At 61.3% G+C, this 13,569-nt stretch carries 10 protein-coding genes; 6 read left to right on the top strand and 4 right to left on the bottom strand.

Annotation, left to right across the window (positions count from 1 at the left end):
* Positions 1-256: 256 nt before the first annotated feature.
* Together purU and I9018_RS25305 are read left to right on the top strand one after the other, a co-directional pair.
* Complete coding sequence (gene purU, locus I9018_RS25310; protein ID WP_241107832.1) at positions 257-1,105, top strand: formyltetrahydrofolate deformylase; 849 nt, start codon at positions 257-259, stop codon at positions 1,103-1,105.
* 66 nt (positions 1,106-1,171) lie between these two features.
* Positions 1,172-1,342 (top strand): hypothetical protein, encoded by a 171-nt coding sequence (locus I9018_RS25305; protein ID WP_241107831.1) that lies wholly within the window; start codon positions 1,172-1,174, stop codon positions 1,340-1,342.
* 58 nt (positions 1,343-1,400) lie between these two features.
* Here I9018_RS25305 and I9018_RS25300 read toward each other — a convergent pair whose 3' ends face one another.
* Positions 1,401-3,290: a methyl-accepting chemotaxis protein gene (locus I9018_RS25300; protein WP_068585199.1), complete on the bottom strand. Its 1,890-nt coding sequence runs from the start codon at positions 3,288-3,290 to the stop codon at positions 1,401-1,403.
* Between the two features lie 193 nt (positions 3,291-3,483).
* Here I9018_RS25300 and I9018_RS25295 point away from each other — a divergent pair, with 193 nt between their 5' ends.
* Positions 3,484-4,971: a helicase HerA-like domain-containing protein gene (locus I9018_RS25295; protein WP_241107830.1), complete on the top strand. Its 1,488-nt coding sequence runs from the start codon at positions 3,484-3,486 to the stop codon at positions 4,969-4,971.
* A gap of 1 nt (position 4,972) precedes the next feature.
* Here the strand turns inward: I9018_RS25295 and I9018_RS25290 are convergent, their stop codons facing one another.
* Complete coding sequence (locus tag I9018_RS25290) at positions 4,973-5,428, bottom strand: DciA family protein (protein WP_241107829.1); 456 nt, start codon at positions 5,426-5,428, stop codon at positions 4,973-4,975.
* Between the two features lie 324 nt (positions 5,429-5,752).
* On the opposite strand from I9018_RS25290, the gene secA reads away from it, so the two are divergent.
* The 3 genes from secA (at position 5,753) to I9018_RS25275 (ending at position 10,877) form a co-directional block, all read left to right on the top strand.
* Positions 5,753-8,494: a preprotein translocase subunit SecA gene (secA, locus tag I9018_RS25285; protein WP_068585207.1), complete on the top strand. Its 2,742-nt coding sequence runs from the start codon at positions 5,753-5,755 to the stop codon at positions 8,492-8,494.
* A 118-nt stretch (positions 8,495-8,612) separates the two neighbouring features.
* The gene (argJ, locus tag I9018_RS25280; protein ID WP_068585209.1) at positions 8,613-9,830 is read left to right on the top strand and encodes a bifunctional glutamate N-acetyltransferase/amino-acid acetyltransferase ArgJ; all 1,218 of its coding nucleotides are present in this window, start codon (positions 8,613-8,615) and stop codon (positions 9,828-9,830) included.
* Positions 9,831-9,932: 102 nt separating this feature from the next.
* On the top strand, positions 9,933-10,877 hold the full coding sequence (locus I9018_RS25275; RefSeq protein ID WP_068585212.1) for a Nudix family hydrolase: 945 nt from the start codon (positions 9,933-9,935) through the stop codon (positions 10,875-10,877).
* Positions 10,878-10,945: 68 nt separating this feature from the next.
* On the opposite strand, the gene I9018_RS25270 is transcribed toward I9018_RS25275, so the two are convergent.
* On the bottom strand, positions 10,946-11,521 hold the full coding sequence (locus I9018_RS25270) for a cob(I)yrinic acid a,c-diamide adenosyltransferase (protein WP_241107828.1): 576 nt from the start codon (positions 11,519-11,521) through the stop codon (positions 10,946-10,948).
* Between the two features lie 2 nt (positions 11,522-11,523).
* A complete protein-coding gene (locus I9018_RS25265; protein ID WP_241107827.1) occupies positions 11,524-13,560 on the bottom strand; it encodes a HAMP domain-containing sensor histidine kinase in 2,037 nt (678 codons plus the stop codon).
* Between the last annotated feature and the right edge of the window lie 9 nt (positions 13,561-13,569).

The raw sequence follows: 13,569 nt of genomic DNA, 5'->3' as shown, positions 1-13,569 counted from the left end.
ATTTGCCTCTCTTAGTGTCTTTAGGCGTAAGAGCCATTTCGCTATTTAATAGAGCACGGGGTTTTGTTGTGCTATTCGCAATTTAGTTTTGTACTAACTGCAAGTGTCTGGTTTGGTCCCGTGACTACTAGTCGTTAAAGCCGTGCCAAGGCCCCGCTTGGGCTCTAGCGGTGGTGCCCAGGTGCAATGAATACTGCAGTTTTGCTGCGTAATGGCTAGAATAGCGACCTTTGCGAAGTTCTGGAGTTTCCCCCTCATGCGCACCTTTCGGTTGGTGATTTCTTGCCCTGACCGCGTTGGCATCGTTGCCAAAGTCAGTAACTTTCTGGCCTCCCATAACGGTTGGATCACCGAAGCGAGCCACCATTCGGACAACCAGAGTGGCTGGTTCTTCATGCGCCACGAGATCCGTGCCGACTCCCTGCCGTTTGGCCTGGAAGCATTTCGCGAGGCATTTACGCCGATCGCCGAAGAGTTCTCGATGGACTGGCGGATCACCGATACCGCCGAGAAAAAGCGTGTGGTACTGATGGCCAGCCGCGAATCCCACTGCCTGGCCGACCTGCTGCACCGCTGGCACAGTAATGAGCTGGACTGCGATATCCCCTGTGTGATTTCCAATCACGACGACCTGCGTAGCATGGTCGAATGGCACGGCATTCCGTTTTTCCATGTCCCGGTTGATCCAAAGGACAAGCAGCCGGCTTTCGCCGAAGTCTCGCGCCTGGTCAAGGAGCATGGTGCGGACGTGGTGGTGCTGGCGCGCTACATGCAGATCCTGCCGCCACAGCTGTGCCAGGAATACGCCCAGCAAGTGATCAACATCCACCACAGCTTCCTGCCGTCCTTCGTCGGTGCCAAGCCTTATCACCAGGCTTCCTTGCGCGGTGTAAAGCTGATTGGCGCTACTTGCCACTACGTCACCGAAGAGCTGGATGCCGGCCCTATCATCGAGCAGGACGTGGTGCGAGTCAGTCACAGCGACAGCATCGAGGACATGGTGCGTTTTGGTCGTGACGTGGAGAAGATGGTCCTGGCTCGTGGCCTGCGCTACCACCTGGAAGACCGCGTGCTGGTGCACGGCAACAAGACCGTGGTGTTCTGATTGAAAAAAATCACGAGCGGGTGCTGAATATCCCGCTCCTGGTTTGCAATCGATGAGGTCAGCCCCATGACCGATCCCCTGGATAAAGCCACCTCTCAGGCCCCCGCCGTGCTTGGCGAGGGGTGCCTGAGTCGCTATGACCCCGATGAACTCGACGCCGAGGATGGCACCGAGTTCCCGGGGGCTGCGCAGTTATGGGAGCAGTTGCAACAAGATTCCGAAGCGCAATCGCGCTGAGACTGGCAGCCGGCTCCTGATCAGGAGCCGGCCTGTCCAAGGGTACTCGCCCCGATACTCAGATCCTGAAACTGCCCACCAGATGCTTCAGGCGTGTAGCTTGCTGCTCCAGGTCGGAGCAAGCGCGCAGGGTCGCTTGCAGGTTTTCCACGCCCTCCTGGTTCAGGGTATTGATCTCGGTGATATCCATGTTGATGGATTCCACCACAGAGGTCTGTTCCTCGGTGGCGGTGGCTACCGACTGGTTCATGCCATCGATCTCGCCGATCCGCTGAGTCACGCTGTTGAGGCGTTCCCCGGCCTGGTTGGCGATCTCCACGCTGTCCTGGCTGTGGCGCTGACTGTTGCTCATGGTGCTGACGGATTCTCGGGCGCCCACCTGCAACTCCTCGATCATGGTCTGCACCTGTTGCGCCGACTCCTGGGTACGGTGGGCCAGGTTGCGCACCTCGTCGGCAACCACGGCGAACCCGCGTCCGGCCTCGCCGGCCCGTGCCGCTTCGATGGCCGCGTTGAGCGCCAGCAGGTTGGTTTGCTGGGAAATGCTGGTGATCACTTCAAGGATCTGGCCGATGTTCACCGTCTTGCTGTTGAGGGTCTCGATGTTGTTGCTGGAGGCGCTGATCATGTCGGAGAGCTGGTTCATCGCCTGGATGCTGCGATCCACCACTTGTTGGCCATCTTCGGCCAGGTTGCGGGCATCGCTGGCTTGTTGCGAGGCCTGGGCAGCATTGCGAGCGATTTCCTGGGCTGCGGCACCCAGTTGATTGATGGCGGCCGCGACGCTGTTGGTGCGACTGGCTTGTTCGTCGGAGTTGAGCATCGATGAGTTGGATGCGCTGACCACACGCAGTGCAACTTCGTTGACGTGCTCGGTGGCCGAGGACACTTCACGGATCGAGCCGTGGATGCGTTCCACGAAACGGTTGAAGGCAGTGCCGAGGATGCCGAACTCATCGTGGTTCTGGATATTCAGGCGTCGGGTCAGGTCACCTTCACCGTCGGCGATGTCTTCCATGGCCCGGGTCATGACGTGCAGCGGTTGCATCAGCAGGCGGATCAACAGGCCCAGCAGGGCAATGGTCAGGGCCACGGCGGTCAGGGTCGCAATGACCGCCGAGGTGCGAAACTCCTTGAGCATGGAAAAGGCCTTGTCCTTGTCCACCGACAGGCCGATGTACCAGTTCACCGAGGACAGGCCCTTGATCTGGGTGAAGGTGACGATACGTGTCTTGCCATCGACGCTGACTTCGCTCAGGTCGCCGCTGATTTTTGGCGTGTCCTGGGGATAGATGTCCTTGAGATTCTTCATCACCAGGTTCTTGTCCGGATGCACCAGGACCTTGCCATCGGCGCTGATCAGGAAGGCATAGCCCATGCCGTCGAAGTCCAGGGCGTTGATGCTGTCGGCGATCACCTGCAGGCTCAGGTCGCCGCCTACCGCGCCGATGCGCTGACCGTTCTTGATCACGCTGTCGACGATGGAGATCACCAGTTGCCCGGAGGCGAGGTCGACATAAGGTTCGGTCAAGGCCGAACCATTGGTGCTTTCGGCACTCTTGTACCAGGGGCGCGCGCGCGGGTCGTAGCCATCCGGCATCTTGCTGTCCGGACGGATGATGAAGGAGCCGTCCTTGTTGCCCAGGTAGGCACCCATGAATGTCGAGGTCACGGCTTTTTGCTCAAGCAGGTCGCTGACATTGGCCGGATCGGGGTTCAGGGCCACCGACTGGGAAAGGTTTTCGACCAAGAGGGCTCGGCCGGCGAGCCAGGTCTGAATATTTTTCGCTGTGACGTTGCCCATTTCCTGAAGATAGTTGTCCAGATCATCACGGATGGCGTTACGTTGCAGGTAATCGTTATAGAGCGTGAATAGTGCAAAGGCAGCTATGACGATAAGCGAGGCGGCAAGCAGGATCTTGTGGCTGAAGCGCAGATTTTTGTTCATGGCTTGGGGTTCCGCTAAGGTCTTTGAGTCCAGGGCATCGGGTTGGAACGGCGCGCAGAAAAGGCGGTGTTATAAGTAAGCTGATATCTCCATCTGTCCCTAAGGAATTACCTGACCTTTATTTCAGATACTTCTGATCCATCATTTCTTAATATCGACCGTGTAAGGCCAAAGATTAACCAGGGGTGACAAAATGCCTGACTCATCGCAACTCATCATCGGTGCCGGCCTCGACGGCCAGCCGATCGCCCAGGCCATGCGCCTGGCTAACCGCCATGGCCTGGTGGCCGGTGCCACCGGTACCGGCAAGACCGTCACCCTGCAGCGTCTGGCGGAGGCCTTCAGCGATGCGGGGGTGGCGGTGTTTGCCGCAGACATCAAGGGCGATCTTTGTGGTCTCGGGGCGGCGGGCAATCCCCAGGGCAAGGTAGCCGAGCGGATTGCCGGGATGCCCTGGCTCAACCACCAGCCCCAGGCTTACCCGGTGACCTTGTGGGATGTCCATGGGCAATCCGGCCACCCCTTGCGTACCACCCTGAGTGAAATGGGCCCGCTGTTGCTGGGCAGCTTGCTGGAACTTACCGACAGCCAGCAGTCGGCGTTGTATGCCGCGTTCAAGGTGGCGGACCGCGAAGGTCTGTTGTTGCTGGACCTGAAGGACCTCAAGGCACTGCTCAATCACCTCAAGGACAACCCGCAGCTATTGGGCGAGGACGCAGCCTTGATGACCACCGGCTCCAGCCAGGCGCTGCTACGACGCCTGGCGACCCTGGAGCAGCAGGGAGCCGAATCGCTGTTCGGCGAACCAGCATTGCAACTGGAGGACATACTGCAGCCGGCCGCGGACGGGCGCGGGCGCATCCATCTGCTCGATGCCAGCCGCCTGGTGCATGAGGCACCTAAGGTCTATGCCACCTTCCTTTTATGGTTGCTGGCGGAACTGTTCGAGCAGTTGCCGGAGCGTGGCGATGCCGAGAAACCGCTGCTGGCGTTGTTTTTCGATGAAGCGCACCTGCTGTTCGCCGGTACCCCCAAGGCCCTGCAGGACCGGCTCGAGCAAGTGGTACGCCTGATTCGCTCCAAGGGCGTGGGGGTGTATTTCGTGACCCAATCGCCAGGCGACCTGCCAGACAATGTGCTGGCTCAGTTGGGTTTGCGCATCCAGCATGGCTTGCGGGCATTCACCGCCAAGGAGCAGAAGTCGCTACGGGCTGTCGCCGACGGTTTCCGGCCCAACCCTGCCTTCGATGCATTGGCGGTACTGACCGAGTTGGGCATTGGCGAGGCACTGGTGGGGACCTTGCAGGACAAGGGCACGCCAGAAATGGTCCAGCGCGTGCTGGTAGCGCCTCCCCAGTCGCGTATCGGGCCGCTGAGCGACGCCGAGCGCAGGGCCCTGATCGCCAGCTCACCGCTGCAGGGGCGTTATGACAAGCCTATCGATCGCGAGTCGGCCTATGAGGTGCTGATGGGGCGCAAGGAGTTGGCTCCGGATGCCCACGCGGCGCCTGGCAAACCGGTCGCCGAAGAGCCGAGCCTGGCCGATCGGGCCGGGGAGTTCCTGGGGACGGCAGCTGGCCAGGCACTGAAGTCGGCGATGCGCCAGGCAGCCAATCAGCTGGGGCGCCAGTTGGTACGCGGCCTGATGGGGTCGTTGCTGGGTGGCAGCAAGCGTCGTTGAGTCAATCCCGTTGCTTGGCGTGGCTGGCCAGGCGCTCCAGGGCGGCGCGCAGCTTGGGGTCGGTAATGCCCTCGGCTGTGGCCTGGATGGTTTGCGCCGCGCTGTTCGACAGATCCAGGGTGTGTCCGGCCGCACTACGTTGGACGGTGGGAGGCTGGACCTTGAACAGGATGCGTGTCAGGCGGGCGAACTCTTCGAACTCCTGCAATTGGCGTTGCAAGCGCTTTTGCTGGTAGCGCAGGCGAGTGGCCCAATGACCGTCGGTGACGATCAACAGCAGGCTGCCCTCACGCCAGGAGGCCACATGGCAATGTTCACGAGCAGCCGGCTGGAGTTGGCTTTCCAGTAGGCGCTGCAGGTGTGCCAGGCGCTGGGCGTGGCCCAGTATGGCTTTCAGGGGCTTGGCTTCGCGCAGAAGGACGGCGGGCGGGCGCGCCGCGAGGGGGCGAAATGCCATGATCAGAAACCAGAAGTTACAGAGCGGCCATGGTAGCAGAAAGCGCTCGGGAAACCGGGCTTGGCATTTTTTTCGTCTCGCCGGCGGTTTCCTTGCCTTTTGCTGATCGTGATCAGCAACTTCTGTGGCGAATACACTTGAAGTTCAACGAAAAGCCCTTATTTTAGGTGGGCCCCGTCAAAGCGCTGTGCCAGCATCGTGGAATAACGCCACTTTCCTCACCATCGTTTCCGGGTAGAATGCTCGTTCGCATGCGGCCATGAGGGCTGCTCGGGCGACTCACGGGGCCGCCCTCCAACCCTATGTGTGGAAGATCCTGCCGATATGTTTGCGCCTTTGTTAAAGAAACTTTTTGGAAGCAAGAACGAGCGTGAAGTCAAGCGCATGCTCAAGACGGTACAGATCGTCAATGCCTTCGAAGAGCAAATGGTGGCCCTTTCGGACGATCAATTGCGTGCCAAGACCGGAGAGTTCAAGGCCCGTATCGCCAAGGGTGAAACCCTCGACAAACTGCTGCCCGAAGCCTTTGCGGTCGCCCGTGAAGCCGGCAAGCGGATCATGGGGATGCGGCACTTCGACGTGCAGCTGATCGGTGGCATGACCTTGCACGAAGGCAAGATCGCCGAAATGCGCACCGGTGAGGGCAAGACCCTGGTGGCGACCCTGGGCGTCTACCTCAACGCACTGTCCGGCAAGGGCGTGCACGTGGTGACGGTGAACGACTACCTGGCTCGCCGCGACGCCAACTGGATGCGCCCGCTGTATGAATTCCTCGGCCTGAGCGTCGGCGTGGTCACGCCGTTCCAGCCACCGGAGGAGAAGCGTGCCGCCTACGCCGCCGACATCACCTACGGCACCAACAACGAATTCGGTTTCGACTACCTGCGCGACAACATGGCTTTCAGCATGGAAGAGAAGTTCCAGCGCGAGCTCAATTTTGCCGTGATCGACGAAGTCGACTCGATCCTCATCGACGAGGCCCGTACCCCGCTGATCATCTCTGGCCAGGCCGAGGACAGTTCCCGCCTGTACACCGAGATCAACAAGCTGATCCCGCGCCTGGTACAGCACATCGAGGAAGTGGAAGGCCAGGTCACCAAGGCCGGTCACTTCACCGTCGACGAGAAGACCCGTCAGGTCGAGCTCAACGAAGCCGGTCACCAGTTCATCGAAGAGATGCTGACTCAGGTCGGCCTCCTGGCCGAGGGCGAGAGCCTGTACTCGGCCCATAACCTGGGCCTCCTGACCCACGTCTATGCCGGCCTGCGGGCGCACAAGCTGTTCAACCGCAACGTCGAGTACATCGTGCAGGATGGCCAGGTGGTCCTGGTGGACGAACACACCGGCCGTACCATGCCGGGTCGACGCCTCTCCGAGGGCTTGCACCAGGCCATCGAAGCCAAGGAAAACCTCAATATCCAGGCCGAGAGCCAAACCCTGGCCTCCACCACCTTCCAGAACTACTTCCGCCTGTACACCAAGCTGTCCGGCATGACCGGTACCGCCGATACCGAGGCGTTCGAGTTCCATCAGATCTACGGCCTGCAGGTGATGGTGATCCCGCCGAACAAGCCGCTGGCGCGCAAGGACTACAACGACCTGGTGTTCCTGACCGCGGACGAGAAGTACGCCGCGATCATCAGCGACATCAAGGACTGCATGACCCAGGGCCGTCCGGTGCTGGTGGGTACCGCCACCATCGAGACCTCCGAGCACATGTCCAACCTGCTCAACAAGGAAGGCATCGAGCACAAGGTCCTGAACGCCAAGTTCCACGAAAAAGAAGCCGAGATCATTGCCCAGGCGGGTCGCCCTGGCGCCCTGACCATCGCCACCAACATGGCCGGTCGTGGCACCGACATCCTGCTGGGCGGCAACTGGGAAGTGGAAGTCGCCTCCCTGGAGGACCCGACTCCCGAGCAGATTGCCCAGATCAAGGCCGACTGGCAGAAACGCCACCAGCAGGTCCTGGAATCCGGCGGCCTGCAGGTCATCGCTTCCGAGCGCCATGAGTCGCGTCGTATCGACAACCAGTTGCGTGGTCGTGCCGGTCGCCAGGGTGATGCCGGCTCCAGCCGCTTCTACCTGTCGCTGGAAGACAGCCTGATGCGCATCTTCGCCTCCGATCGGGTGAAGAACTTCATGAAGGCCCTGGGCATGCAATCCGGCGAGGCGATCGAGCACCGTATGGTGACCAACGCCATCGAAAAGGCCCAGCGCAAGGTCGAAGGCCGCAACTTCGACATCCGCAAGCAACTGCTGGAGTTCGACGACGTCAACAACGAGCAGCGCAAGGTGATCTACCACATGCGCAACACGCTGCTGGCTGCGGACAACATCGGCGAGACCATCGCCGACTTCCGCCAGGACGTGCTGAGCGCCACCGTCAGTGCCCACATTCCTCCACAGTCGCTGCCTGAGCAGTGGGATGTGGCAGGCCTGGAAGCTGCGCTCCAGAGCGATTTCGGTGTGAGCCTGCCGATCCAGCAATGGCTCGACGAAGACGATCACCTGTACGAGGAAACCCTGCGTGAGAAGCTGCTCAACGAGCTGATCACCGCGTACAACGAGAAAGAAGACCAGGCCGGCGCCGAAGCGCTGCGCACCTTCGAGAAGCAGATCGTGCTGCGAGTCCTGGATGACCTGTGGAAAGACCACCTGTCGACCATGGACCACCTGCGCCACGGCATCCACCTGCGTGGTTATGCGCAGAAGAACCCCAAGCAGGAGTACAAGCGCGAGTCCTTCACCCTGTTCTCCGAGCTGCTGGATTCCATCAAGCGCGACTCGATCCGGGTGTTGTCCCACGTCCAGGTGCGTCGCGAAGACCCGGCCGAGGAAGAGGCGCGCCTGCGCCAGGAAGCCGAGTCCCTGGCTCGTCGCATGCAGTTCGAGCACGCCGAGGCCCCAGGCCTGGACCAGCCCGAAGCATTGGAAGAGGGCGTCGAGGTTGACGTGGCCCTGGCTTCCGCGCCGGTACGCAATGAACAGAAGCTGGGTCGCAACGAACTGTGCTACTGCGGTTCGGGCAAGAAGTACAAACACTGTCACGGCCAGATCAACTAAGATCCACGCCAGACACTGAAACACCCACGCCGTGACGGCATCAGCCGTCGCGGCGTTTTTCCATTTGCAGCACCGTCTTTCATGCCGACGGTGCACCCATCTTGAGAGGAGCGCATTCATGGCTGTTGGTCTTGGTCCTTTGCCAACGTTGCACCCGGTTGCCGGTTTCGAACTCGGTATCGCCTCGGCTGGTATCAAGCGCCCGGGGCGCAAGGATGTGGTGGTCATGCGTTGCGCTGAAGGCTCGACGGTGGCCGGGGTGTTCACCCTCAATGCGTTCTGCGCCGCACCGGTGATCCTGGCCAAGCAGCGTGTACAGGGCCCAGTACGTTACTTGCTGACCAACACTGGCAACGCCAACGCCGGTACCGGCGAGCCGGGCCTGGCGGCAGCCAGCCGTACCTGCGCCAAGCTGGCTGAGCTGGCCGGGGTCGATGCCAGTGCGGTACTGCCGTATTCCACCGGCGTGATCGGCGAGCCGTTGCCCGTTGAGAAGATCGAAGGCGCATTGCAGGCCGCCCTGGACGATCTGTCCGTGGACAACTGGGCCGCTGCCGCCACCGGGATCATGACCACCGACACCCTGCCCAAGGGTGCCAGCCGCCAGTTCCAGCATGACGGTGTGACCATCACCGTCACCGGGATCAGCAAGGGTGCGGGAATGATCCGCCCGAACATGGCGACCATGCTTGGCTACATCGCCACCGACGCCAAGGTCTCCCGCGACGTTCTGCAAAACCTGCTGCTGGACGGTGCCAACAAATCCTTCAACCGCATTACCATTGATGGCGATACCTCCACCAACGACTGCTGCATGCTGATCGCCACTGGCCAGGCCAAGCTGCCGGAAATCACCGAGGCCAAAGGCCCGCTGTTCGCCGCGCTGAAGCAGGCAGTGTTCGAAGTCTGCATGGAGGTGGCCCAGGCCATCGTCCGTGATGGCGAGGGCGCCACCAAGTTCGTCACCGTCCAAGTCAATGGTGGCGGCAACCATCAGGAATGCCTGGATGTGGGCTACACCGTGGCTCATTCGCCGCTGATCAAGACTGCACTGTTCGCCTCCGACCCGAATTGGGGTCGCATCCTGGCAGCCGTGGGCCGTGCCGGCGTTCCAGAGCTGGATGTGAGCAAGATCGATGTGTTCCTCGGTGAGGTCTGCATCGCCAGTCGTGGCGCTCGGGCAGCCAGCTACACCGAAGCCCAAGGGGCAGCGGTGATGCAGCAGGAAGAAATCACCATCCGTATCGAGCTGGGACGGGGTGCTTGCAGCGAAACCATCTGGACCACCGACCTGTCCCACGAATACGTGAAGATCAACGCCGAATACCGTACCTGATACCGGGTATGCCTGCCCTGGAGGCTTGCAGGGCAGGGTGATCATCATTTTTCAACGGCCGGCCGCCAGGGCCGGCCGAACGCCGGACCAGAGGAAAACGTGGTGAAACGAGTACATGTGGCAGCGGCCGTCATCCGGGATGCCAGTGGCAAGATCCTGATTGCCCGACGTGCCGATACTCAGCATCAAGGGGGCTTGTGGGAGTTTCCCGGAGGCAAGGTCGAAGCCGGGGAGGCCGTGCAGGTCGCGTTGGCGCGTGAGCTGCACGAAGAACTGGGTATCGAGGTGCAAAGCGCCCGCCCCTTGATCAAGGTGCAGCACGATTACCCTGACAAGCAGGTATTACTGGATGTCTGGGAGGTTTCGGAGTTTGCTGGCGAAGCGCACGGCGCCGAAGGCCAGCCACTGGCCTGGGTCAGCCCGCGAGAGCTGGCCGACTACGAGTTTCCTGCCGCCAACCAGCCAATTGTCGCAGCAGCCCGTTTGCCATCGCGCTACCTGATCACCCCTGATGGCCTGGAAACGCCTGCCCTGTTACGCGGCATGCAAAAGGCCATTGCCCAGGGCTGCAAGCTGATTCAGCTGCGTGCCCCAGGGGGCTACGATCCGCAATACCGTGATTTGGCAGTGGATGCGGTGGGTTTGTGTGCCGGCAAGGCGCAGTTGATGCTCAAGGGCCCCTTTGAGTGGTTGGGGGATTTCCCATCTGCGGGCTGGCACATCACTTCGGCGCAACTGCGCAAGTACGCCAGTGCCGGACGTCCTTTCGGCAAGGAGCGCTGGCTGGCTGCCTCTTGCCATAACGCCGAGGAGCTGTCCCTGGCGCAGCAGATGGATGTGGATTTCGTGACCTTGTCACCCGTGCAGGCGACCCAGACCCATCCTGAGGCCGTGCCGTTGGGTTGGGACCAGGCCGCGCAATTGCTCGATGGCTTCAACAAGCCGGCTTATCTGCTGGGTGGCGTGGAGCCAGCACAGTGCGAGCAGGCCTGGGCAAGCGGTGCCCAGGGCGTTGCGGGAATCCGTGCGTTCTGGCCGCAGGACTGAGCGAGGCCCTTCAAGACGGGCCGGTCGCTGAAAAGCTGCGACCGGCCGGTTGCGAAGAACTCAATGGGTCAAGGCTTGGCAGCGGCCTGCCAGAGTATCTCGGCGATGCCCTGGCGCTTGGCGATCAGGCGTGCCGCGACGAATAGCACGTCCGACAGGCGATTGATGTAGGCCAGCGCTGCGCCTTGCAACGGTTCGATGGCATTGAGTTGCTGGCAACGGCGCTCGGCACTACGGGCCAGGCTACGGCATACGTGGGCCTGGGCGATGAGGGTCGATCCTCCGGGCAGAATGAAGTTCTCCAGGGGGCCCAGTTCTTCGTTCCAGGCATCGATCGCTGTTTCCAGGCGCTGTACTTCCATTGCATTGAGTGCCTGATACTCAGGCATTGCCAGTTCTCCACCCAGGTCGAACAAGCGATGCTGGCAGGGCGCCAACACCTCGATCACCTCCTTGAGCCCCGGCTTGCCGGCACACTGTTCTTCCAGGCCAGCCAGGAGCAGGCCCAGCTGGCTGTTGAGGGTATCGACCTCGCCAATGGCCTCGATTCGTGGATGGTCCTTGGGGACGCGGCGGCCGTCCCCCAGGCCGGTTTCACCCTTGTCGCCGGTACGGGTGTAAATCTTCGACAGGCGAAAACCCATGTCTAGTTCTCCAGTGGTAGAGGGGCTTGCACTGGGGGCTGGCTGCCGGCCAGGGGCAGGCGCAAGGTGAAACAGGTGCCTTGGCCCCGGGTGGATTGCACTTCCATCTGCCCCTTGTGGTTGTTGGTAATGATGAAGTACGACACCGACAGGCCGAGGCCAGTGCCCTGGCCGATTTCCTTGGTGGTGAAGAATGGTTCGAAGGTGCGTTTGCGCACGCTTTCGCTCATGCCGACGCCGTTGTCTTCGACCTGGATTTCTGCCCAGGGTGGATTCAGCCGGGTACGCAGGATGATCCGCCCCGGCTCGCTGTCGTCTTCGCGCTGATGGATGGCCTGGGCTGCGTTCTTGAGCAGGTTGAGCAGCACCTGCTCCAGCTCGTTGGCGGTGCCCGGGACCGGTCCGAGGCTCGGATCGAACTGGCGGATGATGGCCTGTCCCTTGAAGTCGAAGCCGATCGCCAGGTCGAAGTCGTTGCCGGCAATCTCTACCGCCTGGTCGATCAACGCCGGCAGGTCGCAGGGAGCCATCTGCCGGTTGCTGCGACGGCTGAAGCTGAGCATATGGGTCACGATCTTCGCGGCCCTGGCTCCAGCTTGCTGGATGCCGTCGAGTAGCAATGGAACCTCGCGACTTTCCAGGTAGCGATTGACCGTTTGCAGTTCAATGCCGACTAGTTGTGCATATTCGAGGTTTTTGGGCAGCTCGGGCGACAATCGCCGACGAATGTTCTGCACGTTGTGCAGGATCGCTCCCAAAGGGTTGTTGATTTCATGGGCCATGCCCGCAGCCAGGCCGCCGACCGAGAGCATCTTCTCCGACTGCACCATCATTTCCTCCAGGGACAGGCGCTGGGTGATGTCGTCGATCCGGATCACCACGCCTCGACCCGCTCCCCCCATCAACGGATAGAACGTCAGGGCATAGTGCTTGGCTTCGTCGTCCTTGAACCAGGTGACTCGCTCGACCTTGGTCACCGTATGCTGCTCGACCGTTTCCTTGAGCTGCGGCAAGAACGGCTTGAGCGGTTCGAAGGCCAGGAAGATCGGCTGGTTCAGGGCCTCGTCCAGGCGGGTCCCGGACAGGGCGCTGGCTTCCTGGTTCCATTGGGTGACGTACAACTGCTCGTCCAGGGCGATCAGTGCCGAGGGCATGGAGTCGATAATGCTGTTGAGATAGTTCTGGAAGCCGGTGAGCTTCTTCTCGATCTTGCTACGTACCTGGACTTCCAATTCCAGCTTGCGGTTGGTGTGCCGGGTTTCCTCAGCCAGCCCCTGGGCCTGGTCGTAGGCGGCCTGGGAGTCATCCCGGGCGCGCTTGAGTTGCTGTTCCCTGGCCTCGATTCGCGACAGCATGGTGTTGAAGGCTTCCGCCAGGCTGCCGATTTCATCGTGGTTGCCGCGGGCTGCACGCAGTGCGTAGTTTTCCTCGCGTGTCACCTGGCGCGACAATTCCTCGAGCTGGTGGATCGGCTGGGTGATCAGGCGCTTGATCTGCCGGGCGATGATCAGCCATAGCAGCACGCTGAAGATCAGGATACCCAGGCTGGCGGTCAGGGTGCCGGTGTAGAAGGCCATCGGCAGTTCGCTGGTGGCCACCAGCAACAGGTGCCCTGGGGCTTGGTCCGGACGGGGCAGGGGGATCACCTGGTTGCTGCGAAACTCAGTCAGTTGCCAGGCCTCGATATGCCGGTAGCGCTCGGGCAGCTTGAGGCGATCGCCGTGTTGCAGTTGGGCGATGCGCTGGCCGTTGGCGTCATAGATGGCCGCCGCCCGCAGGGGCGAGTAGCTGTCGAGCTCGTTGAGAAGCCGTTCTGCATCCTGGGGCGAATTCAGCGCCTGGAGCGACAGGGTCGGGTTGGAGACCAGCCGACCGATGGTCTGCAAGGCCTGGGGGGCCATGCTTTCCTGGGAAATCCAGTAGGCGGCGCTGATGAAGGTCAGGTTGGCGACCAGCAGGACGGTGGTCAGCAGGACAAGCAGGGCCGCGAGGAGCTTTTGACCTACCGGCAGGTTTTCGAGGCGCTGGCGCAATGGCATCGGCTATAT

Origin of the sequence: Pseudomonas sp. MPFS (assembly GCF_022537035.1) — a bacterium.
Taxonomy (GTDB): domain Bacteria; phylum Pseudomonadota; class Gammaproteobacteria; order Pseudomonadales; family Pseudomonadaceae; genus Aquipseudomonas; species Aquipseudomonas sessilinigenes.
Note: the sequence above shows the minus strand (reverse complement) of the source record. Positions and strands in the feature narration are given on the sequence as shown.

Coding starts and splice junctions, on each gene's coding strand:
- purU (WP_241107832.1), top strand. CDS start 257: ATGCGCACCTTTCGGTTGGTGATTTCTTGCCCTGACCGCGTTGGCATC.
- I9018_RS25305 (WP_241107831.1), top strand. CDS start 1,172: ATGACCGATCCCCTGGATAAAGCCACCTCTCAGGCCCCCGCCGTGCTT.
- I9018_RS25300 (WP_068585199.1), bottom strand. CDS start 3,290: ATGAACAAAAATCTGCGCTTCAGCCACAAGATCCTGCTTGCCGCCTCG.
- I9018_RS25295 (WP_241107830.1), top strand. CDS start 3,484: ATGCCTGACTCATCGCAACTCATCATCGGTGCCGGCCTCGACGGCCAG.
- I9018_RS25290 (WP_241107829.1), bottom strand. CDS start 5,428: ATGGCATTTCGCCCCCTCGCGGCGCGCCCGCCCGCCGTCCTTCTGCGC.
- secA (WP_068585207.1), top strand. CDS start 5,753: ATGTTTGCGCCTTTGTTAAAGAAACTTTTTGGAAGCAAGAACGAGCGT.
- argJ (WP_068585209.1), top strand. CDS start 8,613: ATGGCTGTTGGTCTTGGTCCTTTGCCAACGTTGCACCCGGTTGCCGGT.
- I9018_RS25270 (WP_241107828.1), bottom strand. CDS start 11,521: ATGGGTTTTCGCCTGTCGAAGATTTACACCCGTACCGGCGACAAGGGT.
- I9018_RS25265 (WP_241107827.1), bottom strand. CDS start 13,560: ATGCCATTGCGCCAGCGCCTCGAAAACCTGCCGGTAGGTCAAAAGCTC.